The sequence below is a fragment of the Candidatus Contendobacter odensis Run_B_J11 genome (genome assembly GCF_000531125.1).
Classification (GTDB): Bacteria; Pseudomonadota; Gammaproteobacteria; order Competibacterales; family Competibacteraceae; genus Contendibacter; species Contendibacter odensensis.
The window spans coordinates 1-19,992 of the sequence record NZ_CBTK010000278.1 but is presented as its reverse complement, the minus strand read 5'-3'; the positions used below and the strand labels follow the sequence as shown (position 1 = coordinate 19,992).

The following is a 19,992-nucleotide window of genomic DNA, read 5'->3' as shown; positions in this document are numbered from 1 at the left end:
GAGGTCGCGAGCATGAACGAGATTATCGAACAATTGCTGGGCTACCTGCGGGGCATCTGGCGTAATCGCTGGTATGCCTTGGGCTGTGCCTGGCTGGTCTGTCTGATCGGGTGGGTGGTGGTCCACAAACTCCCGGATCAGTACGAGGCCTCGGCGCGCGTGTTCGTAGATACCCAGTCCGTCCTGCGGCCATTGTTGCAGGGGCTGGCGGTGAATGTTAACCCGGATGCCCAAATTGGGCTGGTGACCCGTACTTTACTGAGCCGTCCGAACCTGGAAAAGATCGCCCGGCTGACCGATCTGGATATTCAGGCCAAGGATCCCGATGCGCTGGATCAAAAGCTCAATGGGTTGCAGAAAAAAATTAGGCTTGGGGCATCTGGCCGGGAGAATCTATACAGCGTCGCCTACCAGGATCGCAATCCAGAACTGGCCAAGAAGGTGGTGCAGGCAGTAGTGACGGTATTTGCGGAAAATCTGCTGGGCGATACCCGGCTGGACACAGATACGGCTCAGCGGTTTTTGGACAAGCAGATCGCTGAATACGAGGATCGACTGGCGGAGGCGGAAGACCGGGTCAAGGAATTCAAGCGCAAGAATGTCGCACTGATGGGCGCGGAAGGGCAGAGCTATTTCAGCCGCATGCAACAGGCCACTACGGAGCTGGAAGCGGCCCGACTGGAATTGACCCAGGCCGAGAACCGTCGCAACTCACTGCTCCAGCAGATCGGGGGTGAGGAACCCACCTTCGGTATCGGGCCGCAACCCGGCTCTGACCCTAGGAAAGCAGCAACCGCCCTGCCGATTGATACCCGGATCCAGAATCTGGAGAAAATGCTGGATGAACTTCTGATTAAGTACACCGAGAAACATCCCGACGTCATCATCATCAAGCAGACTATGCTCGATCTCAAGAAGCAACGGGATGAAGAACTGGCGCAATACGCGGCCAGCGCGGCCAGTACGGCTAGCTCTAGCGATAACAATACCAGCAGTTTCGGCCCGCAGGGGGTGGATGCCAATCCGGTGTATCAGCAACTGAAAATCGCCTTGGGCCAGGAGGAAGCCAATATCGCTTCGCTACAGGCCCGGGTGGCCGCTTTCGACCGGCGCGTCAAGGAATTGCAGGGACAGGTCGACACCGTTCCACAGATCGAAGCCGATCTGGCGGGACTGAATCGTGATTACGCAGTCAACCGCAGGAAATTCGAGGATCTGTTGACTCGGCGCGAGTCGGCCAAGATGTCGCAACAGATCGAACAGACCAGCCAGGATGTCCGCTTCAAGATCATCGATCCGCCGCGAGTGCCACTGCAACCGTCCGGTCCCAACCGTCCGCTGTTGATGTCCATGGTGCTGGGCGCGGGGTTGGCGGTTGGCGTGGCGCTGGCTTTTCTGATTTCGCAGTTGTGGCCGACCTTCGACACCCGGCGCAGTCTGATGCAACTCACCAATGTTCCCGTGTTCGGCAGCGTGAGCGCGGTATTGTCAATGGCTGATGTGCGACGCGAGCGATTGCTGGTCGTCGCTTATGCTTCGTTGGGCGGGATGTTGCTGGTGGCATACGCCGGGTTGCTGGTGGTGGAAACGGTCGGCCTCCAATGGCCGTTCTAGTGCGATTTTGGAGCATGACGAATGGATAGTATCGAGAAAGCCATGCTAGGTCGGTCGCACGCCCCCAGCGCGCCACCGGTGGTTGTCCCCAAGATCGAGGAGAATGCCATCGAACGGGCTATCGGTCGCGCCGCAGTGGCTCCGGTCGCCGCGCCAGTCGCGCCTAAGCGAACCCAGCGTTCAGTGACGCTCAATATGGAATGGATCAGTGCTGCGGGAATGCTGGTGCCCGATACCCGGCGTAGCCGGATCAAGGAGGAATATCGTCATGTCAAGCGGCCTTTGCTGATGAATATCGATGGCAAGGGCGCCTCAACGGTCGAACATGCCAATTTGATCATGGTGACCAGCGCCCGGCCGGGTGAGGGCAAGACGTTTACGGCCTGTAATCTGGCTCTGAGCATTGCCGCCGAGCGGGATCGAACCGTGCTGCTGGTGGATGCTGACGTGGTCAAGCCTTCAGTGGCGCGGGTCTTGGGATTCGAGGCTGCGCTCGGTCTGGTGGATTTTCTGATCGATGACCAGTTGGATCTGGCCGATGTACTGCTGGACACCAACGTGCCCTCACTGACGATTTTACCCGCCGGCAGCAAGCATCATCTGTCCACCGAATTGCTCGCCAGCGAGAACATGCTCAAACTGGCGACGGAGATGAGCAGTCGCTATCCCGACCGCATCATTATCTTCGATTCGCCACCGCTGCTGGCGACGACCGAAGCCAGCGTGTTAGCCAGCCTGATGGGACAAGTTATCATGGTGGTCAGTGCCGGGCGTACCCAACAATCCCATGTCAAGGAAGCTTTGGCTTTGCTGAATCCCAATCAGATCGTGGGGTTCGTACTGAACAAGGCGCGTGGCACGCTCGGCTCAGATTACTATAGCTATGGGTATGGCTACGGGTATGGCAGCGATGCGGACACTGAGTCGCGGTGAAAACAACCGATTTTTTGGCGGACGAGTGGGGTGCTGCGGGTGAACCTGGTGCAGTGTGAAGCGGTGCGACCCTTGCTCTGGCGAGTGGTGTTGGCAGGCTCGCTGGCATCCGGGTTGCTGCTGAGTTCGCCCTGCGGGGCGCAGGATGCGGGTGAATTGCTGCAAGAGTGGCGGATTACCCCGCGATTGAGTGTGGGCACGACCTACTCCGACAATATCCGCCTGGCGCCGGCGGACGAGGCCGAGGGGGATCTGGTTTTACAGGTTGATCCGGGGGTTTCCATCCGCAAACAGGGTGGACGGCTGGACTTGCGGCTGGATTACACCGCACAGGGGTTGCTGTACGCCAACAATACTGATGCCAGCAAGATCAACAATAACCTCTTGGCGTTCGGAACCGCAGAACTGTATCAGGATCACTTGTTCGTGGATGCTTACGGTTCGATCTCGCAAGTGCCGGTCACATCGGGTGGTCGGGTGGATGCGGGTAATTTGGGATTGGGTGGAGGCGGCACATCGGGGGGTGCCCTTGGGCTGATTAACTTTAATTTGGGGGTGTTGCCGGGCGCCGCAGATCTGTTCAATCCAGTCGGCATTTTCGGCAATATCGCCTTGACCGGTAACGATCAGACCACCGCAGCCAATTTTGGTATCAGCCCTTCCTGGCGCCGGAATTTTGGCGACTGGGCGAAAGCATTGCTGCGGTACCGCTATAACGACACCGGCTACGGGCAAAGTGAATTCAACAGCCAGACCCAGGCGGTCACCTTTAATCTCGATAGCGGCCGCCGGTTTAGCCGACTCGGCTGGAACCTCGCCTATTCCTACCAGCAACAGGATGGACAGCAGAGCAGTAATGTCCAGGAGGGCGGAAATAGTAATCTGGGAGGCGGGAACACTCAGCAGGAGAGTGTATCCGGTCAGTTGAGTTATAAATTAAGCGATGCTTGGAAGTTATTGGCGCAGGGTGGCTATGACAACAATACCGGCTATACAGATAACCAAAATGGGGCTCACTGGGGGTTGGGCGCAACCTGGACGCCCAGCCGCTTTTATTCCCTCACCGGTCTGTATGGATTGAATTTCAACGAGATCGCTGTGCAATGGAATCCTTCGCCGCGCACGGCGTTGCAGGTCAGCCGCAGTTACCAGGGAGTCGGCACCAGTCCCGGCGTCTACTGGAACGGTTCATTGAGTTATAAAACCCGCTACAGCGTGTGGTCGGCCAGTTACACCCAGGAAGTGACCACGGTTCAGGAATTGCTCGGCAACAGCCTGACTGGACTAGGACCGGACGGCCAGCCCATCGCTTTGGATGGTCAAGGTCAAATCATCCTCCCCAATGGTTCTTTGGGACTGACCAATCAGTCTTTTCTGCGCAAGTTTTTTACTACGGGCGTGACGTATCAGCGCGGTCGTAACGCGCTGGGTTTCAATGCCTTCAGTGAAAGCCGCGAATTCCAAGGCGCCAACCTGAACAACGAGGATAGCTATGGCCTCGGCGCACTCTGGACTTGGCGATTCGCACCGCGCACCGCCTCGTTTCTCGGAACAGGTTGGGAACGCGATGACTTGGGCGATGACCAGCAGAACGACTACTGGGTGTCGGTTCTTGGGTTGGCACGGGTGTTCAGTCCGGATCTGGGTGGACTGATCAGTTATCGCTACTACCAGAACGACGCGGATCCTTCGGATCAGGGATTCCGTGAAAACCGGCTCAACGCCCGTCTCAGCATGAAGTTCTGAACCTACGCATGTACACCCGCTACTATGGCTTCACGGCCAAACCCTTTCAGCTCAGTCCCGATCCACGGTTTTTCTTCGGTAGCCGGGCGCATAGCCGGGCACTGGCTTATCTGCGCTACGGCGTCAGCCAGGGTGAAGGCTTCATCGTGATCACCGGTGGCATCGGCACCGGCAAGACCACATTGGTCAAGAGCCTGTTCGACGAAATCAAAGCCAACCCGTCGCATCATGTAGTGGCCGCCCAGTTGGTGACCACGCAGTTGGAAGCTGATGAAATGTTGCGCAGTGTAGTCGCCGCGTTCGGCCTGCCTTACGAGGATGTGGGCAAGGCGGTGCTGCTGAGACGCTTTGAAGATTTTCTGCGCGAACAGGCCCAGCAGGGACGGCGGGTGTTGCTGGTGGTGGATGAGGCGCAGAATCTGCCGCTCCAGTCGCTGGAAGAACTGCGGATGCTGTCGAATTTCCAGATCGCCGAAGCGCCGTTGCTGCAAAGTTTTCTGTTGGGGCAGGATGAGTTTCGCATCACCCTGCAAGATCCGGACATGGAGCAGTTACGGCAACGGGTGATCGCCTCCTGCCACCTGACCCCACTGAGCGATGGCGAAACCCGCGATTACATCGAACACCGCTTGCAGATCGTCGGCTGGCAGCGCGACGAATTGCGCTTCAGTGATGAGGCCTACACCGCCATCTATCGGTACACCGAAGGGATTCCGCGCCGGGTGAATGTGTTTTGCGACCGATTGCTGCTGTATGGATTTCTGGAGGAGTTGCGCGAGTTTTCCGCCGACGCGGTGGATGCGGTGGGCCAGGAATTGACCCAGGATGATCGTCCGGTAGCGGGTAGCGGGCGAACTGCGCGCGGTGGCCGCTCCATGTTGCGGGTGAGTCATGCCATGGAGCAGCGGCTGACTGAGTTGGAAAGCGCGATGGATACGGTGTTGAAATATCCAGAATGGCAGGATATTCAAATGGAACGCTTGGAGCGGCGCATCTTGCAATTGGAGCCGGCGATCCAGACGCTCCGGCGACAACTGGTTGATCTGGATCGGCGGATGGACGACACCCTGTCTGATGAGGTCGCGACTGAGCCACCACCGTTACCTTGAACGCTCAGGGCGTTGGGACCTCCGGTTGAAAGCGAGTTTATAGCCATCCTGTTTGAGTTGCGGAAACGTGGCACCGGCTTCCAGCCCGTGTTTCGTTCATAGGCGGGAAGCCGGTGCCACACTATTCCAACGGATCAATCCCTATTTGATTGGGTAAAGGACGGATGAATTGATGTTTCCCAAAATTCTCTGCGTAGTAGGTGCCCGCCCCAACTTTATGAAGATCGCGCCCATCATGGCGGCGCTGCGCCAGCCATCGGTGCCATTGGCCGCGCGGCTGGTGCATACCGGCCAGCACTACGATGTGGCAATGAACCAGCAGTTTTTCCAGCAACTGGGCATTCCGACCCCGGATGTGGATCTGGAGGTGGGTTCGGCCAGCCATGCGGTGCAGACCGCCGAGATCATGAAGCGCTTCGAGCCGGTGGTGGATGCCGAGCAACCGGCGGCGGTGCTGGTGGTAGGGGATGTCAATTCCACGATTGCTTGTGCCTTGGTCGCCGCCAAGAAGGGCATCCGGGTGATTCATGTCGAGGCCGGGTTGCGCAGTTATGACCGAACCATGCCCGAGGAAATCAATCGGGTACTGACCGACCAAATCTCGGACCTGCTGTTTATCACCGAACGGGCGGCGCTGGCTCATCTGACGCGGGAGGGCATTGAATCAGCGCGAGTGCATTTCGTCGGCAACGTGATGATCGATACCCTGCGGGCCAGTTTGCCGCGAGCGACGCCGCCCGCACAAACCTTGGCCACCGTGCCCCATGCGGCGGAATTCCTCAATGAGTCCTGCGGTTATGGGGTACTGACTTTGCACCGGCCGTCGAATGTGGATGATCCCGTGGCCTTGGCGGGTCTGCTGACCGCGTTGAGCGAACTCAGCACTGAAGTGCCGCTGGTGTTTCCGGTACACCCGCGCACTCGTGGGATGATTGAAAAAGCGGGGTTGAGCGCGCTGCTGGATAGTCCTCGCTGCTGTTGTCTACCCCCCTTGGGTTATCTGGAAATGCTGGGGCTGATGCAACGGGCGCGGCTGGTGTTGACTGATTCCGGCGGCATTCAGGAAGAAACCACCGCGTTGGGCGTCCCCTGTTTGACCTTGCGCGAAAATACCGAGCGCCCGATCACAGTGACCGAGGGTACCAATACCGTAGTCGGGATCGATCCTGAGCGCATTCTGGCGGCGGCGCGGGAGGTGTTGACCGGCGGCGGCAAGGCCGGACGTATTCCAGAGTGCTGGGATGGACATGCCGCCGAACGCATCACGGCGGTGTTGGTAAATGAACTGGGATCGGCGGGATGAACGTCATGACCGCCAATGCTATGGTCGCCGGCCCGGTCAACGCTATGACGGTGGATGTAGAGGATTACTTCCAGGTTTCGGCGTTCGAGTCGTACATTCCCCGCGAGCGCTGGGATCAGTTGCCGCAGCGAGTCGAACGCAATACCCACCGCATTCTCGATCTATTCGCCGCGCAGGGGGTTAAGGCCACCTTTTTTACCTTGGGCTGGGTGGCAGAGCGGCATCCCGCGCTGATTCAGCGCATCGTGGCCGAAGGCCATGAGCTGGCCAGCCACGGCTACGCTCACATCCGCGTCACTCAACAGACCCCGGCGCAGTTCCGGGAGGATGTTACTCGCACCAAAGCGTTGCTGGAGGACTTGGGTGGAGTGGCAGTGCAAGGGTATCGGGCTGCCAGCTATTCCATCGGCGCCAGTAACTTGTGGGCGCTGGCGGAACTGGAACAGGCCGGTTATCGCTACAGCTCCAGCATCTATCCGATCCGCCACGACCTCTACGGAATGCCGGAAGCGCCGCGCTTCGCCTTTCGCCCGGTCAACGCGCCGACGCTGTGGGAGGTGCCGATTACCACGGTGATCGTGTTTGGGCAGACCTTGCCCTGCGGCGGTGGCGGCTTTTTCCGGTTGTGGCCTTACGCGCTGTCACGCTGGGCGCTGCGGCGGGTCAATCAGGCTGACCAGCAATCCGGCATTTTCTACTTCCATCCCTGGGAGATTGACCCCGATCAACCGCGCCAGCCCGGCATCAATTTCAAAACCCGGTTGCGACATTATCTGAATCTGAGCCGAATGGAACGGCGCCTGCAAGCGCTGCTGCGCGATTTCCGCTGGGATCGCATGGATCGAGTGTTTCTGACCGAGGGCGGGGCGGCATGAGTGCCGCTTTGCAGATGCAGATTCGCCGACTGGACGCAGCCGATACGGCACGCTGGGATGCCTTCGTAACAGCCTGCCCGGAAGCAACCTTTTTCCATCGTGCCGGCTGGGCGGAAGTGCTGCGTCTTGCCTTCGGGCACAATGCCCATTTTCTCTATGCCGAAGCCGATGGCGTGATTCAGGGGGTGCTGCCGCTGGGTCATATTCGCAGCCGCCTGTTCGGCAATGCGCTAATTTCCACCCCGTTCTGCGTATTGGGCGGAGCGGTGGGCGACGAGGCGGCCCGCGTGATCCTGGAGCAGGCGGCGATAGATCTGGCGCGGTCGCTGCGGGTGGATGCGCTGGAACTGCGGCACTCCCAGCCGCGTCATCCCGACTGGCCGGCCAAGCGCGACTTGTACGTTAACTTCCGCAAGGCCATCGACCCCGACCCGGAGGTCAATCTCAAAGCCATCCCGCGTAAGCAGCGGGCCATGGTGCGCAAGGGCATTGAAGCGGGTTTGCAAGGTGAGATCGATGAAGGAGTAGACCGGCTGTATGTGGCCTATTCCGAGAGTGTGCGCAATTTGGGTACGCCGGTGTTTTCGCGCCGCTATTTCCAGACCCTCAAGGCAGTATTTGGGGCGGATTGCGAGGTGCTGACCGTGACCCACCACCGCCAAACCGTCGCCAGCGTGATGAGTTTCTATTTCCGCGACCAGGTGTTGCCCTATTACGGCGGTGGCACCGCGCTGGCTCGCGATCTCAAGGGCAACGATTTCATGTACTGGGAAGTGATGCGGCGAGCGTGCGAACGCGGAGTGCGGGTGTTCGATTATGGCCGCAGCAAAATTGGCACCGGCTCTTACAGCTTCAAAAAGAACTGGGGCTTCACCCCGGAGCCGTTGCACTACGAATTCCAGTTGGTAACGGCAACGGAACTGCCCGACATCAATCCGCTTAACCCGAAATACCGGCTGTTCATCGAAGCGTGGAAACGGTTGCCGTTGCCGGTCAGCCGCTGGATCGGCCCGTTGCTGTCCAGAAGCCTGGGCTAGGGGCCTCGCCATGCAGGATTTGCTGTTTCTGGTCCATCGCATCCCGTTTCCACCCAACAAGGGCGACAAGGTTCGTTCCTTTAATCTGCTGCGCTACCTGTCGCAGCATTACCGGATTTGGCTGGGCGCATTCGTCGATGATCCAGACGATTGGCGTCATCTGGACGCGGTGCGCCGGTTTTGCGCCGAGGTTCATTGCGTAGCGCTCGATCCACGCTGGGCCAAACTGTGCAGTCTGCGCGGGCTGGCGACCGGTGAACCGTTGACCTTGCCGTATTACCGCCATGCCGGCCTGCAATCGTGGGTGGATCGGGTAGTGGCCGAGCAGAAGATCGAGCGGGCGCTGCTGTTTTCCTCAGCGATGGCGCAATACCTGCGCGGGCCGCGCTACCCACGGGTGCGGCGGGTGATGGATTTCGTGGATGTGGATTCCGCCAAGTGGGCGCAGTACGCCGACGGCAAACCGTGGCCGCTGAGCTGGGTGTATCGCCGTGAAGGCCGCGTTCTGCTGGCTTACGAGCGAACGGTGGCGATGGAGTTCGCGGCCAGCGTGTTCGTGACGGACCAGGAAGCGGCCTTGTTTCGCCGATTAGCGCCAGAGGTTTTGCCGGCGCGAGTGACTGCCATTGCCAATGGCGTGGACATGGATTACTTCAACCCGGACCGCGACTATCCGAACCCCTATCCGGCCGATGAGCAGGTGCTGGTGTTCACCGGGGCGATGGATTACTGGGCTAATGTGGATGCGGTGGGCTGGTTTGCCCGCAGTGTATTTCCCGAAATCCTCCGCATCGTTCCCGATAGCCGGTTTTATATCGTAGGTGCGCGTCCTACCGCCGAGGTGCAGCACCTGGCGGCGTTGCCCGGAGTGCGGGTGACTGGAACGGTTCCCGATGTGCGGCCCTGGCTCGCTCATGCCCATCTGGCGGTAGCACCCCTTCGTATTGCCCGTGGAGTGCAGAATAAGGTGCTGGAAGCCATGGCGATGGCGCAACCGATATTAGCGACCCCAGCAGCGATGGAAGGGATCGTGCCCTGCCCGGAGTTGCCGGAGAGCGTGACGAATGATCCGGCGACCTTGACGCAGCGCGTTTTGGCGTTGCTGGCCGATCCGGCGCAGCGGGAACAACGCGGGCGGGCGGGGCGGAATTGGGTACTGCGGCATTACCACTGGGATCACAATCTAAGCCGGATTTTACCGCTGCTGGAAGGAGACGCCCCTTGAGCGCCGATCAGGAATCTCCTTTCTCTGCCGAGACGGGGGTGAGGAGGATGCCCGCGTGGCGGGTGGCATTACCGGCGCTGATTATCGCGCTGCTCGCGATCATTGCCTTGTATTGGCCAACCGTAGTGGGCATAGCGACGATCTGGTGGAACTTCGAGACCTACGCTCACGGGATGTTGGTGATCCCGATCATCCTGTACATGATCGGGACGCGGCGACGGGAATTAGCGGCGCTGGAGCCGCAGGTTGCACCTGTCGGGTTGGCGTTGCTGTTGTCGCTCAGTTTAGGCTGGTTGGTGGCGGATGCCGCTGAAGTGAGCGTGGTGCAGCATTTCGCGCTGGCGGGGATGATGCAAACCGTTGTTTACACGCTATTGGGTGGAGGGGTGACTTGGGCGATTGCATTTCCTCTGGCCTATCTGTGGTTTGCAGTGCCGGTTGGGGAAGCGTTGATCCCGCCCTTGCAGCAGGTCACTGCCTGGTTCACGGTCGCAGGTCTGCGCCTGACCGGGATTCCGGTGTGGTGGGAAGGGTTGCACCTGGTGGTTCCCAGCGGCAGTTTCGAGGTCGCCGAGGCGTGTAGCGGGCTGCGCTATCTGATTGCGTCAGTGGCGTTGGGATTTCTGTACGCCTATTTAAGCTATCGCAGTCTCTGGCGGCGGCTGGCGTTTATCGCCCTGTCAGTGGCGATGCCGGTTGTCGCCAACGGCATTCGCGCCTATGGCATCGTGATGATCGCTCATCTCAGTGATATGAAATACGCCACTGGCATTGACCATCTCATTTATGGCTGGTTGTTCTTCGGTCTGGTCGTGCTGCTGATGTTCTGGATCGGTTCGTTCTGGCGCGAACCGGTTGACGACGCGCCGACCCTGGCGCTGTTGCCGCTGAATCAACCACCCGTACCTGTTCCTTCAACGGGAGGATATGCCCAGCGTTATGCCCTCTGGACGGTGGTAGTCGTTCTAGCGGCAGCGGTCGGCCCGCTGTGGGCTGATTGGATTAATCGCGCCGAGAGGGGGGTGGTGTCGGTGACGCTGCCAGCGCCGGCTGCGGTTACCCCGTGGCAGGGGCCGGAAGCCGATACCGGAGACTGGGAGCCGAAGTTTAGTGGCGCCGACGCGGTAGTGCGGAGCCACTATCTGCGGGATGGCCGGATCGTGCATCTCTACATCGCCTATTACCGGCAACAGCGCCCGGACGCCAAGCTGGTCAGCAGCCAAAACAGCCTGTACGACGGCAAGCGTTGGCGCTACGTCGGCGGGGGACAGCTCAAGGCGCAGTTAGGGAAAGATGAATGGCCGCTGCAAGCCACCTTGTTGACCGATGGGCAACGGCGGCGGCTGGTGTGGAGCGCCTATTGGGAAGGCGGACGGCTGGTGGTTTCGCCGTATGTCGCCAAACTATGGGAAGCGTGGGATCGGCTGAGCGGCGCACAGCGGGGTTCGGCGATAATAGCGGTGGCCGCTGACTATGAGGTACAGCCCGATGAGGTAGAGCCATTGCTGCGGGACTTTCTGACCCAGATGTGGCCGGATATTGCGGCAACCCTGCTGCAACCGAGTGGTGGCAAGTGATGGCGGCGACCAGTCCACCGCCCTTGGTGGCGCACATCATTCACCGGCTGGACTACGGCGGTTTGGAAAACGGCTTGGTCAACTTGATCAATCAGATGCCGCCGGAACGCTACCGCCACGCCATAATCTGCCTGACCGATTTCAACCCAGAGTTTCGCCGCCGCATCCAGCAACCGGAAGTCGAGGTTTACCCGCTGCATAAGCGCACCGGTCATGACTGGGGGTTGTATGGGCGCTGCTGGTCGTTGTTGCGCCGGTTGCGTCCTGCCATCGTCCATACCCGTGGCTTGGCGACGCTGGAGATGCAGGGGCCAGCACTATTGGCCGGGGTTCGGGCGCGGATGCATGGCGAACACGGCTGGGATGCGCGGGCGGGCGCTGAACCCTCCCGGCGGCGATGGTTACGCCGGCTGTGCGATCCGTTGGTCAGTCATTACATTGCCCTGTCCGGTGAGCTGGCGGCCTATCTGCGGGTACAGGTCGGGGTGGCGGATGCCCGAATCACCCAGATTTGCAATGGTGTAGATGCGGAGCGTTTTCATCCTGGCAACGACCGGTCGTCGTTACCTGCGGATTTTGCGCCGCCGGACGCACTGGTCATCGGTACGGTCGGGCGGCTGGAAACCGTGAAGGATCAGCCGAATCTGGTGCGCGCTTTCATCCACTTGATGCGGACGGTTCCCAAGGCCGGCGACCGGCTGCGCCTGGTGATCGTGGGCGACGGTTCGCTGCGTGCCGAGATCGAGCGCCTGCTGGCTGAAGCCCATGTTCAGGATCAGGTCTGGCTGGCCGGCTCGCGGGATGAGGTGCCGGAGTTGTTGCGCAGCCTGGATCTATTTGTGCTGCCGTCGCGGGCTGAAGGTATTTCCAACACCATTCTGGAAGCGATGGCCTGCGGGTTGCCGGTGGTAGCAACCGAGGTGGGCGGTAATGCGGAACTGGTGGCTGAGGGTGAGACCGGGCAGTGGGTTCCAGCCAACGATCCAGTAGCGCTGGCGGCGGCGATTCGTAGTTACGTGAATGATCCGGATCGGATGCAGGCACATGGCGCAGCGGGTCGGCGGGAGGTTGAGGTGCGGTTTAGTCTGGAGGCGATGGTGACCGCTTATCGGGCAGTTTACGATGCGGTACTCAAGGGGCGTTCTCGGTAGAGGCGGGTTGCGAACCCGCCCTGCATTTCGGAATTTAGGAGTGAGGGGGTTACCCGATGTGTGGCATCACCGGCATTTTCGACACCCGCAGTCGGCGCGAGGTTAACCGCGATCTCCTGCATCGTATGAACGAGTCCCAGCATCACCGGGGACCGGACGAGGGCGGATTGCACCTTGAACCCGGCGTCGGCCTCGGCCACCGGCGGTTGTCGATCATTGATCTCTCCACCGGCCAACAGCCTTTGTTCAACGAAGACGGCTCCGTGGTCGTGGTCTTCAACGGCGAGATTTATAACTTCCAGGAACTCGTACCCGAACTCGAAGCGCTGGGGCACGTCTTCCACACCCGTAGCGATACCGAAGTGATCGTCCATGCCTGGGAAGCGTGGGGCGCGGCCTGCGTCGAGCGTTTTCGGGGCATGTTCGCCTTCGCTCTGTGGGATCGCAACCGCGAAACCTTGTTCCTCGCCCGCGACCGCTTGGGGGTCAAACCGCTGTTCTATGCGCTGTTGCCCGATGGACAGTTGATCTTCGGTTCGGAACTGAAAGCGCTGCTGGCGCATCCAGGGTTGGCCCGTAACATCGATCCGTGTGCGGTCGAAGAATACTTTGCGCTGGGCTATGTAGCGGAGCCGCGCACCATTTTTACCGCTGCGAAAAAGCTGCCGCCGGCTCATACCTTGATCGTTCGGCGCGGTGAGCCGGTGCCCGAACCGCATCAATACTGGGAGCTGCGCTTTACCCTGGATCAGCGCTTGACCATCCCGGAAGCCGCTGAGGAACTGCTGGCCCGATTGCGCGAATCGGTGCGGCTGCGAATGATTTCGGAAGTGCCGCTGGGGGCGTTCCTGTCGGGCGGGGTGGATTCGAGCGCGGTGGTGGCGATGATGGCCGGATTGTCCAGCGAGCCGGTGAACACCTGTTCTATCGCTTTTGCCGACCCGGCGTTTAATGAAGCCCAATTTGCCCAGCAGGTGGCCGACCGTTACCACACCCGGCATTTTGTCGAAACGGTCGAGAGTGATGATTTCGATCTGATCGATACCCTCGCCTGGCTCTATGACGAGCCGTATGCCGATAGTTCGGCGATCCCGACCTATCGGGTGTGTCAACTGGCGCGCAAGCAGGTAACGGTGGCGTTATCCGGGGATGGTGGCGATGAGACTTTTGGCGGTTATCGCCGCTACCAGTTGCATCTGATGGAGGAAAAGTTGCGATCCCTGCTGCCGATGGGAGTTCGTCGGCCCCTGTTCGGTATGCTCGGACGGCTTTATCCCAAGGCCGATTGGGCGCCGCGCATGTTCCGCGCCAAGACTACCTTTCAGGCGCTGGCGCGGGATGCGGTGGAAGCCTACTTCCATTCGGTTTCCATTCTGCGCGGTGAGATGCGGAGTCAATTATTTTCCGAGGGTTTTAAGGCGCAACTGGGCGGCTACGATGCGCTGGAACTCTTCCGCCGTCATGCCGCCCGCGCCGATACCGATGATCCGCTGGCGCTGATCCAGTACCTTGATCTGAAAACCTATCTGGTCGGCGATATCAATACCAAGGTGGATCGCGCCAGCATGGCGCATTCGCTGGAAGTGCGCGAACCGCTGATGGATCATCCGCTGGTGGAATGGCTGGCGACGCTGCCGTCCTCGCTGAAAATTGGCGGCGGGGAGAGCAAATATCTGCTCAAGAAGGCGCTGGAGCCGCACCTGCCGGGTGAAATCATGTATCGCCCGAAGATGGGTTTCGCCGTGCCGCTGATCCGCTGGTTCCGGGGGCCGTTAAAACAGCGGGTGCGGGAAGCGCTGTTGGGCCAGCGGCTGGCGGATACCGGCCTGTTCAATGCGACCTATTTGCGGCACTTGGTCGAAGCCCACGAATCCGGGCGGCGCGATTACAGTGCGCCGACCTGGACCGTGCTGATGTTCGAGGCGTTTTTGCGCAACGGGGTAGAGGGGATTCCGCCAGCGGTAAGCAGCGGGCAAGGATAAATGAGTGAAAACGGGCAGTCTGTTTTACCGGGGTTGTAGTGGATGTAGTCACAATGAACGTCGAAATCCCGTTGATCGCGAATCGCATGTTCCCAAAATCGCCGTTGCCAGACGCCCCGTCGCCGGTAACGGTGGCGATAGCACCGCCGGTAATCCGCCATATTTCCCCGTAGGGTGCGCACCGCGTACCCGACCATCATTCATAATTTCCAGCGTAGGGTACGCACCGCGTACCCGCAATCCTCGCATCAGGAAACGGTACGCCATGCGTACCCTACCCGGCTATGCGGGAACCGAACGGGCGTGGGCGATTTCGCGGTGTGCGACGGGCCTGATCTGCGCGGATGACAGGCTGGCTACCGCCAGAGTTTCTCCATCCAAGGCCACAAATTCGACTTCAAAGCCCAGTCCGGCCTCGTGAACCATCACGATGGCTCCAATGTCGCCCGCCGCCAGCCCATATTCGGGAATATCCGTCGTTAAGACAATGCAGTCGAGTTCGTTGATCATCTCGCCCTCTTTACAGGATAGGCCGTCACGAAGTATGGCGTGGTTTGTCCGGTTTCCATGAACCACACGGTTCGCACTTGAGGGGCGCGTCCATCCGGCGCCAGCAATGGTCCATCGATCATGTAGGAAGTTCCGAACGGCGTCGTCTCCACTTGGGCCACATCGTGTTGTATCGCGTGGTTCAACAATGCGGTTTCAAGGTATCGCCATAATGGCAGGGAAAACCCGAATCTCGAAAAGAACTTGGCCTTGTGCCGTCCGACCGGATGCTCTTCGGACAATAAGTATCGGGTGATTTTTTCCGGTCGGACGAAGGCGTGTTCGAGATCGGGCAGTTTCATGAAACGGATTATAGCCCCAGCGGACAACACCACCCTATGGGGCGGTCAAGGCCCGTCATTTCGGTGGCGTCGAATGCGCGATGAAGGTGGGCGGTGCCCACCTACCCGGCCATATTTCCCCGTAGGGTACGCACCGCGTACCCACATTCCTCGCATCAGGAAAAGGTACGCAATACGTACCCTACCCGGCTACGTCTTATGCCGGTTCCATCGCCGGTTTGGCGGGGGGCGATGCAGGCTCAAAGTGCAGAACCATCAGTTGATCCGGGCGCAATCCAACGGATTCGTAAGTACGTCCTTCACGGTCACAGAATTCGACCTCGAAGGCTTGTCCATTGGCCAAGATGTCAACCACGGTGCCGACTTGGCCGCGATGCAGGCCATATTCCGGAAGGCTGGCGGTCAGCGCGACTACGTCCAGCAGATGAAGGGCGTCGCTCATCATTGGGCCTCTCTCAGCGAGGATAACAGGTGTTTAGACGGGGAATAACCGATCCGTGTTCAACGATCCATCCGCTGCGCAAGATGGCCTGCCGGCCATGCCAGTCGAATGCAAAATCGATTTGATAACGTTGTCCATAGGCATCGCGCCGTCCGAGTGTCGCGTCGTGGGATTGGACTACTTGCAGCAGGGCGTCGCGCAGTGGTTCGGCATCGGCTTCGGTCATGCCGAGCGCGGCCACGAACAATCGCGCCTTGTGTTTGCCTTCGGGGTGCAGGGGGTTCATGCAGTAGTCGCGCAGCTTGCGAATATCAACCGTCGCCTGTTCTGCATGAGGAATGCACATAAGAACCCTCTAAATACGGAAACAATGGGTAGATACGCGCTAATCCGCCCTAGCCTAGCTAACCCGGCGACAAGCTCGTCAAGGCTCTGGTCAGTGTTTCCTCGGATACGCCTTGTGCTTTCAAGCTTTCCAACAGACGGTTGATAGGAGCGTCTTCTAAACGCGCCAGATCGGCACGCAATCCTTGGCCGATATAAGCGCGGATCAGAGGCTGATAGCCAGAGTAGCCCAGCAGGGGCGCAATGCGCTTGAGGTCGTCGATCACGTCTTCCGGCATACGCAGGGTGACAGTGATCATCGGACGGTCTTTGCGCAGCCGTTGTTTTAGATCATTCATTTTCATAGAACCGACGCTCCTCACGGGTCGCTCTGCGGGCGGAAATCAAGCGGATGCCGTCGTCTTCAAACAGCAGATGCACGACGAACAGAAGACGTCCGATGTCGTCGCGACCGATCATTGCGTCGCGAGTCTCATCTCGCTGGCTAGCATCAATGATTTTCAGGAACGGGTCGAAGAAGGCTTCCGCCGCTTGCTCAAAGGACACGTCATGCTTACGCAGGTTGTTTCACGCCTTGTCAAAGTTGGCAACAAAACGAATGCCGTGTCGCATGAATTCAATATCCATACAAAAAGCTTAGCAAAGCGTATTAACATTATCAATACAAAATAGAAGTTTGGTAGGTGGTAAGGGGAGATACACGCCGCGTACCCGCCAGCGTTCACGCCCCCGGAAAAGTAGCAGCAGCCGTAGGGTACGCACCGCGTACCCGCATTCCCCGCATCAGGAAAAGGTACGCAATGCATACCCTACCCGGCTACCCGGCTTGTGTTTGCTTTGGGGGTGCAGGGGGTTCATGCAGTAGTCGCGCAGCTTGCGAATATCAACCGTCGCCTGTTCTGCATGAGGAATGCGCATAAGAACCCTCTAAATACGGAAACAATGGGTAGGACGGGTTAGGGCGTCAGCCCGTAACCCAGTTCCACGGAATCGGCGGGTTACGCTTCGCTAACCCGCCCTACGGGCTACGGGCTTTAGGGCGGGGTAATTGACGTTGCGCTTCAGCCACTGAGCGGCTATGTTCACAATCTTAGGTATCGTGCGAGGTAAATGACATGCTCTGTAGCTACACTGCTAAATACATCCGGCTTGAAGAGGGTTATATGGGTCAACTCGTCGAATGGCCGGAGGTAGTCACCGAGGGCGCTGATCTCGATGAATGCCGGGCGATGCTGCGTAATGCGCTCTACGAGATGGTCTTGGCCTATCGTGATCTCGGCAAAGAAATCCCTTCTCACAATGCTTTGATTGAGCAACTTCCCGTGGAGATCGATCTTGTCAGTGAGCCGGCGTTATCTGGTGAAATACCTTGAATCCAACGGATTCCGCCTACTCCGCGAAGGGGCTAATCACTCCATTTACACCGATGGTCAGAAGGCGATTCCCATTAAGCGCCACCGGCAGTTTGATCGCATCACGGCGAACGAACTTTGCAAACAAGCCGGTCTTGCTCCTAAATACTGATTCGGGCGAATCTCACTCGCCGCCCAATCGAGAGATAAAAACGTAGCCCGTAACCCGCCTTGGGGGGAGATCAGCGAACCAGCGGATGATTTTTCAAAAGGCGGGCTACGCGGGCTACCCGCTACGCCGCTTGCCGGGTCTTCGTAACAGGGATCGGCACCGGTTCGCCTGATTTGCGGCAGGCTTCAATCCAGGCAGCAATAGCGTCTTGTGTTTCTCGTAATGCCTCAAATTCCGTGGCGCCCCAAGCGCAACAACCGGGTAAATCGGGAACCGTAGCGATATAACCTTCGTCTTCGGGACTCCAGAAAATTTCCACTAAATAAGGTTGCATCGCATTACTCTCCATATTTATCTAGCATCGCAATCAGTTGACGCGCCTGATAGGGCGGAATAACACCGTTGCAGTTTTGGAAATTCAATTGCATGGGTTCACCGAGACGTTTGAACACCCGATGGGAACCTTGTCCACCATTGTGAATGAAGCCCAGCCAACCAGCGACTTTACAAGCATCATCGAAGCGCACCGCCTTGGGATTTTGGCGGATCATCGTTGGTAATTTTTCCCGTTGTGTCATGAGTACCGATGGCAAGATGAGGGTTCAGCGGATGGAAGGGGCTGATAGGTCACGACCGTGAAGAAATAGGTCGCGCCGGGCGTGGTCGAGCGGCGGTAGCGCATCATCAAATTCAGGGTTAGGTCAGGCATAAGCGGAGCGTTGCCCGACCTTATTCCCCGAAGCCGGTCGCTGCAATGGTTTCGGGATCGCCCGCCCAATCCAGCGGATACGTTCCATTTTCCACGAAGCGCTGAAAGCTCGAATGGGGCCAATCTGCCACACGGGCGACGTACCCGTGTTTGACCGGGTTGTAATGGATGTAGTCGCAGTGAATGTTGAAATCCCGTTGATCGCGAATCGTGTGTTCCCAGAACCGCCGTTGCCAAATCCCCCGTTCACCTTTTTTTTGCCGCCGATCCGATAACCGTTCCCCCGGCGCGAGAGTTCGGGCAAACGACGTTTTGATTAACCGCCATCGCGTGGAGTAATCCGCATCGTCCGGCGGCAACGTCCACAGGCAATGCAGATGATCGGGGAGGACAACGATAGCGTTGATGTGGAACGGTCGTTGACGCCACACGGAAATAAAGGCGGCGCGCAAGGCGTCAACGTGTTCCGTCAGCAGACAGCGGTGACGTTCCAAGAGGGCGACCGTGAAAAAATACGAACCACCGGGTACATAGGCACGGATGTAGTGAGGCATGAAAGAGAGTTTGCCGCATTCGCCGCCCCATCAAAAGGCAAAACGTATAAACGTAGGGCGGGTTAGGGCGTCAGCCCGTAACCCGCCTTTCGGGGGAAATTCACAAAGTCGGCGGGGCGGGAATGGTGAAGGCGGGTGATGTCTCGAAAGGCGGGTTACGCTTCGCTAACCCGCCCTACGCGCTGCTGTCGGCAAGCCTCCCATGGTCATCATCGGCGCCAGGATGCGCAAGCTCGTTCACGTCGTCTTCGGCGTCCTCAAATCGGGACAACCCTTCAATCCCTCTCTTCATGGTGCTTGACCGCGATAACAGTATCTACGCGCTAATGATTTCAAATCGACCCGGCTGACCTTGATCAGGCGATGACCGACCATATCAACGGCTGCTTGCGCTTGTTCCAAAGGAATGTAACCGATCAACGGTTCGTAAGCGCCATCTGCGGGTTGCATGTCAATGAACAGCACCTCGGTCAGAACCGGACGGAAACGCGCCATTCGCAGGAGTACCGGCCCACAGATCAGTCCTTGGATAATACTTTGGTTGGCTGTTTCGACTTCGACGGTATCGAGTTCGGTGAGCGTTCCGAGCCGATCACGCCAGGCATGGGGTAACGTGAGGTAGGCCGCACCGGTATCGACCAAGGCGTCGCAACGGATTTTATGGCTGGGATCAAGCGCATTTTCGAGGGTGGTCTCGACGATGATTCGGCCCATGTTGGCAATTTCTCGTGGGATATTGTTAGTAAAGTGTACCACGAGGTGGGTAGGCGGTAGGGCGGGTTAGGCGCTAGACGTAACCCGCCATCCGGGGGACATCACAAAGTCGGCGGGTTACGCTTCGCTAACCCGCCCTACGCGCTGTGTCCGATTTCTCGCAAGAGGATTTAGAGGAAGGCCGGTGCATCCTCTATGCGTCGAGTTCGAGCGCTCCAGGGCGGGTACGGCATCCAGTCTCCCCGTGCAGGCCGTCTGATCATGAACAACCCTCACAGAAACACAATACAAGGGCGGGTTA

General features: G+C 58.8%; 24 protein-coding genes and 2 pseudogenes. 14 read left to right on the top strand and 12 right to left on the bottom strand.

The window, feature by feature from the left end; genetic code table 11:
• Positions 1-12: 12 nt before the first annotated feature.
• From BN874_RS17270 to BN874_RS17220, 11 genes are all read left to right on the top strand, one after another.
• A complete protein-coding gene (locus tag BN874_RS17270; RefSeq protein WP_034435528.1) occupies positions 13-1,614 on the top strand; it encodes an XrtA system polysaccharide chain length determinant in 1,602 nt (533 codons plus the stop codon).
• A gap of 21 nt (positions 1,615-1,635) precedes the next feature.
• The gene (locus tag BN874_RS17265; RefSeq protein WP_081756486.1) at positions 1,636-2,547 is read left to right on the top strand and encodes an XrtA-associated tyrosine autokinase; all 912 of its coding nucleotides are present in this window, start codon (positions 1,636-1,638) and stop codon (positions 2,545-2,547) included.
• Positions 2,548-2,577: 30 nt separating this feature from the next.
• Positions 2,578-4,293, top strand: coding sequence for a TIGR03016 family PEP-CTERM system-associated outer membrane protein (locus tag BN874_RS17260; RefSeq protein ID WP_034435527.1), 1,716 nt, complete (start codon positions 2,578-2,580; stop codon positions 4,291-4,293).
• Between the two features lie 8 nt (positions 4,294-4,301).
• Positions 4,302-5,402, top strand: a complete 1,101-nt coding sequence (locus BN874_RS17255) for an XrtA/PEP-CTERM system-associated ATPase (RefSeq protein WP_081756485.1) — start codon at positions 4,302-4,304, stop codon at positions 5,400-5,402.
• A 172-nt stretch (positions 5,403-5,574) separates the two neighbouring features.
• Complete coding sequence (gene wecB, locus BN874_RS17250; protein WP_034435526.1) at positions 5,575-6,705, top strand: non-hydrolyzing UDP-N-acetylglucosamine 2-epimerase; 1,131 nt, start codon at positions 5,575-5,577, stop codon at positions 6,703-6,705.
• A gap of 5 nt (positions 6,706-6,710) precedes the next feature.
• Positions 6,711-7,580, top strand: a complete 870-nt coding sequence (locus BN874_RS17245) for an XrtA system polysaccharide deacetylase (protein ID WP_230314480.1) — start codon at positions 6,711-6,713, stop codon at positions 7,578-7,580.
• Entirely contained in the window at positions 7,577-8,617 is a 1,041-nt protein-coding gene (locus BN874_RS17240; protein ID WP_034435525.1) for a FemAB family XrtA/PEP-CTERM system-associated protein, read from the top strand. The genes BN874_RS17245 and BN874_RS17240 overlap by 4 nt, the downstream gene beginning before the upstream one ends.
• 10 nt (positions 8,618-8,627) lie before the next feature.
• Positions 8,628-9,842: a TIGR03087 family PEP-CTERM/XrtA system glycosyltransferase gene (locus BN874_RS17235; RefSeq protein ID WP_034435524.1), complete on the top strand. Its 1,215-nt coding sequence runs from the start codon at positions 8,628-8,630 to the stop codon at positions 9,840-9,842.
• Positions 9,839-11,419: an exosortase A gene (gene xrtA / locus BN874_RS17230; protein WP_154725002.1), complete on the top strand. Its 1,581-nt coding sequence runs from the start codon at positions 9,839-9,841 to the stop codon at positions 11,417-11,419. Before BN874_RS17235 ends, xrtA begins: the two co-directional genes overlap by 4 nt.
• Positions 11,419-12,570, top strand: a complete 1,152-nt coding sequence (locus BN874_RS17225) for a TIGR03088 family PEP-CTERM/XrtA system glycosyltransferase (protein WP_034435522.1) — start codon at positions 11,419-11,421, stop codon at positions 12,568-12,570. The genes xrtA and BN874_RS17225 overlap by 1 nt, the downstream gene beginning before the upstream one ends.
• Positions 12,571-12,626: 56 nt before the next feature.
• A complete protein-coding gene (locus BN874_RS17220) occupies positions 12,627-14,552 on the top strand; it encodes an XrtA/PEP-CTERM system amidotransferase (protein WP_034435521.1) in 1,926 nt (641 codons plus the stop codon).
• Here the strand turns inward: BN874_RS17220 and BN874_RS26515 are convergent.
• The 8 genes and pseudogenes from BN874_RS26515 to BN874_RS26100 all read right to left on the bottom strand — a co-directional run.
• Positions 14,456-14,677 (bottom strand): annotated as a pseudogene (locus BN874_RS26515) (hypothetical protein); the annotation flags it as partial. The gene BN874_RS17220 and the pseudogene BN874_RS26515 sit on opposite strands and share 97 nt — an antisense overlap.
• Positions 14,678-14,834: 157 nt before the next feature.
• Positions 14,835-15,062 carry a DUF4926 domain-containing protein gene (locus BN874_RS17215; RefSeq protein ID WP_034435520.1) on the bottom strand — a complete coding sequence of 76 codons (228 nt, stop codon included), beginning with the start codon at positions 15,060-15,062 and terminating at the stop codon, positions 14,835-14,837.
• A complete protein-coding gene (locus BN874_RS17210; protein ID WP_034435550.1) occupies positions 15,059-15,403 on the bottom strand; it encodes a DUF6883 domain-containing protein in 345 nt (114 codons plus the stop codon). Before BN874_RS17210 ends, BN874_RS17215 begins: the two co-directional genes overlap by 4 nt.
• A 196-nt stretch (positions 15,404-15,599) precedes the next feature.
• Entirely contained in the window at positions 15,600-15,848 is a 249-nt protein-coding gene (locus tag BN874_RS17205) for a DUF4926 domain-containing protein (RefSeq protein WP_034435519.1), read from the bottom strand.
• A gap of 10 nt (positions 15,849-15,858) precedes the next feature.
• Positions 15,859-16,191, bottom strand: a complete 333-nt coding sequence (locus BN874_RS17200) for a DUF6883 domain-containing protein (protein ID WP_034435517.1) — start codon at positions 16,189-16,191, stop codon at positions 15,859-15,861.
• Positions 16,192-16,249: 58 nt separating this feature from the next.
• Positions 16,250-16,534 carry a hypothetical protein gene (locus BN874_RS17195; protein ID WP_034435516.1) on the bottom strand — a complete coding sequence of 95 codons (285 nt, stop codon included), beginning with the start codon at positions 16,532-16,534 and terminating at the stop codon, positions 16,250-16,252.
• Entirely contained in the window at positions 16,521-16,736 is a 216-nt protein-coding gene (locus tag BN874_RS17190; RefSeq protein WP_420886145.1) for a BrnT family toxin, read from the bottom strand. The genes BN874_RS17195 and BN874_RS17190 overlap by 14 nt, the downstream gene beginning before the upstream one ends.
• Positions 16,737-16,973: 237 nt before the next feature.
• On the bottom strand, positions 16,974-17,108 hold the full coding sequence (locus tag BN874_RS26100; protein ID WP_268258841.1) for a hypothetical protein: 135 nt from the start codon (positions 17,106-17,108) through the stop codon (positions 16,974-16,976).
• Positions 17,109-17,353: 245 nt separating this feature from the next.
• Between BN874_RS26100 and BN874_RS17185 the strand changes: the two genes are divergently transcribed.
• Both BN874_RS17185 and BN874_RS25860 read left to right on the top strand, forming a co-directional pair.
• Complete coding sequence (locus tag BN874_RS17185) at positions 17,354-17,563, top strand: type II toxin-antitoxin system HicB family antitoxin (protein ID WP_320411481.1); 210 nt, start codon at positions 17,354-17,356, stop codon at positions 17,561-17,563.
• The gene (locus tag BN874_RS25860; RefSeq protein ID WP_081756484.1) at positions 17,526-17,714 is read left to right on the top strand and encodes a type II toxin-antitoxin system HicA family toxin; all 189 of its coding nucleotides are present in this window, start codon (positions 17,526-17,528) and stop codon (positions 17,712-17,714) included. Before BN874_RS17185 ends, BN874_RS25860 begins: the two co-directional genes overlap by 38 nt.
• Positions 17,715-17,835: 121 nt before the next feature.
• Here the strand turns inward: BN874_RS25860 and BN874_RS17180 are convergent, their stop codons facing one another.
• The 3 genes from BN874_RS17180 to BN874_RS17170 form a co-directional block, all read right to left on the bottom strand.
• Positions 17,836-18,048 carry a type II toxin-antitoxin system HicB family antitoxin gene (locus BN874_RS17180; RefSeq protein ID WP_034435514.1) on the bottom strand — a complete coding sequence of 71 codons (213 nt, stop codon included), beginning with the start codon at positions 18,046-18,048 and terminating at the stop codon, positions 17,836-17,838.
• 4 nt (positions 18,049-18,052) lie between these two features.
• Entirely contained in the window at positions 18,053-18,307 is a 255-nt protein-coding gene (locus BN874_RS17175) for a type II toxin-antitoxin system HicA family toxin (RefSeq protein ID WP_230314479.1), read from the bottom strand.
• 136 nt (positions 18,308-18,443) lie between these two features.
• Entirely contained in the window at positions 18,444-18,977 is a 534-nt protein-coding gene (locus BN874_RS17170) for an REP-associated tyrosine transposase (RefSeq protein WP_034435512.1), read from the bottom strand.
• A gap of 181 nt (positions 18,978-19,158) precedes the next feature.
• Here BN874_RS17170 and BN874_RS25855 point away from each other — a divergent pair.
• Positions 19,159-19,278: pseudogene (locus tag BN874_RS25855) on the top strand (IS110 family transposase); the annotation flags it as partial.
• Here BN874_RS25855 and BN874_RS17165 read toward each other — a convergent pair.
• Positions 19,266-19,691: a hypothetical protein gene (locus tag BN874_RS17165; protein WP_034435511.1), complete on the bottom strand. Its 426-nt coding sequence runs from the start codon at positions 19,689-19,691 to the stop codon at positions 19,266-19,268. The pseudogene BN874_RS25855 and the gene BN874_RS17165 overlap by 13 nt on opposite strands.
• Positions 19,692-19,992 lie beyond the last annotated feature (301 nt).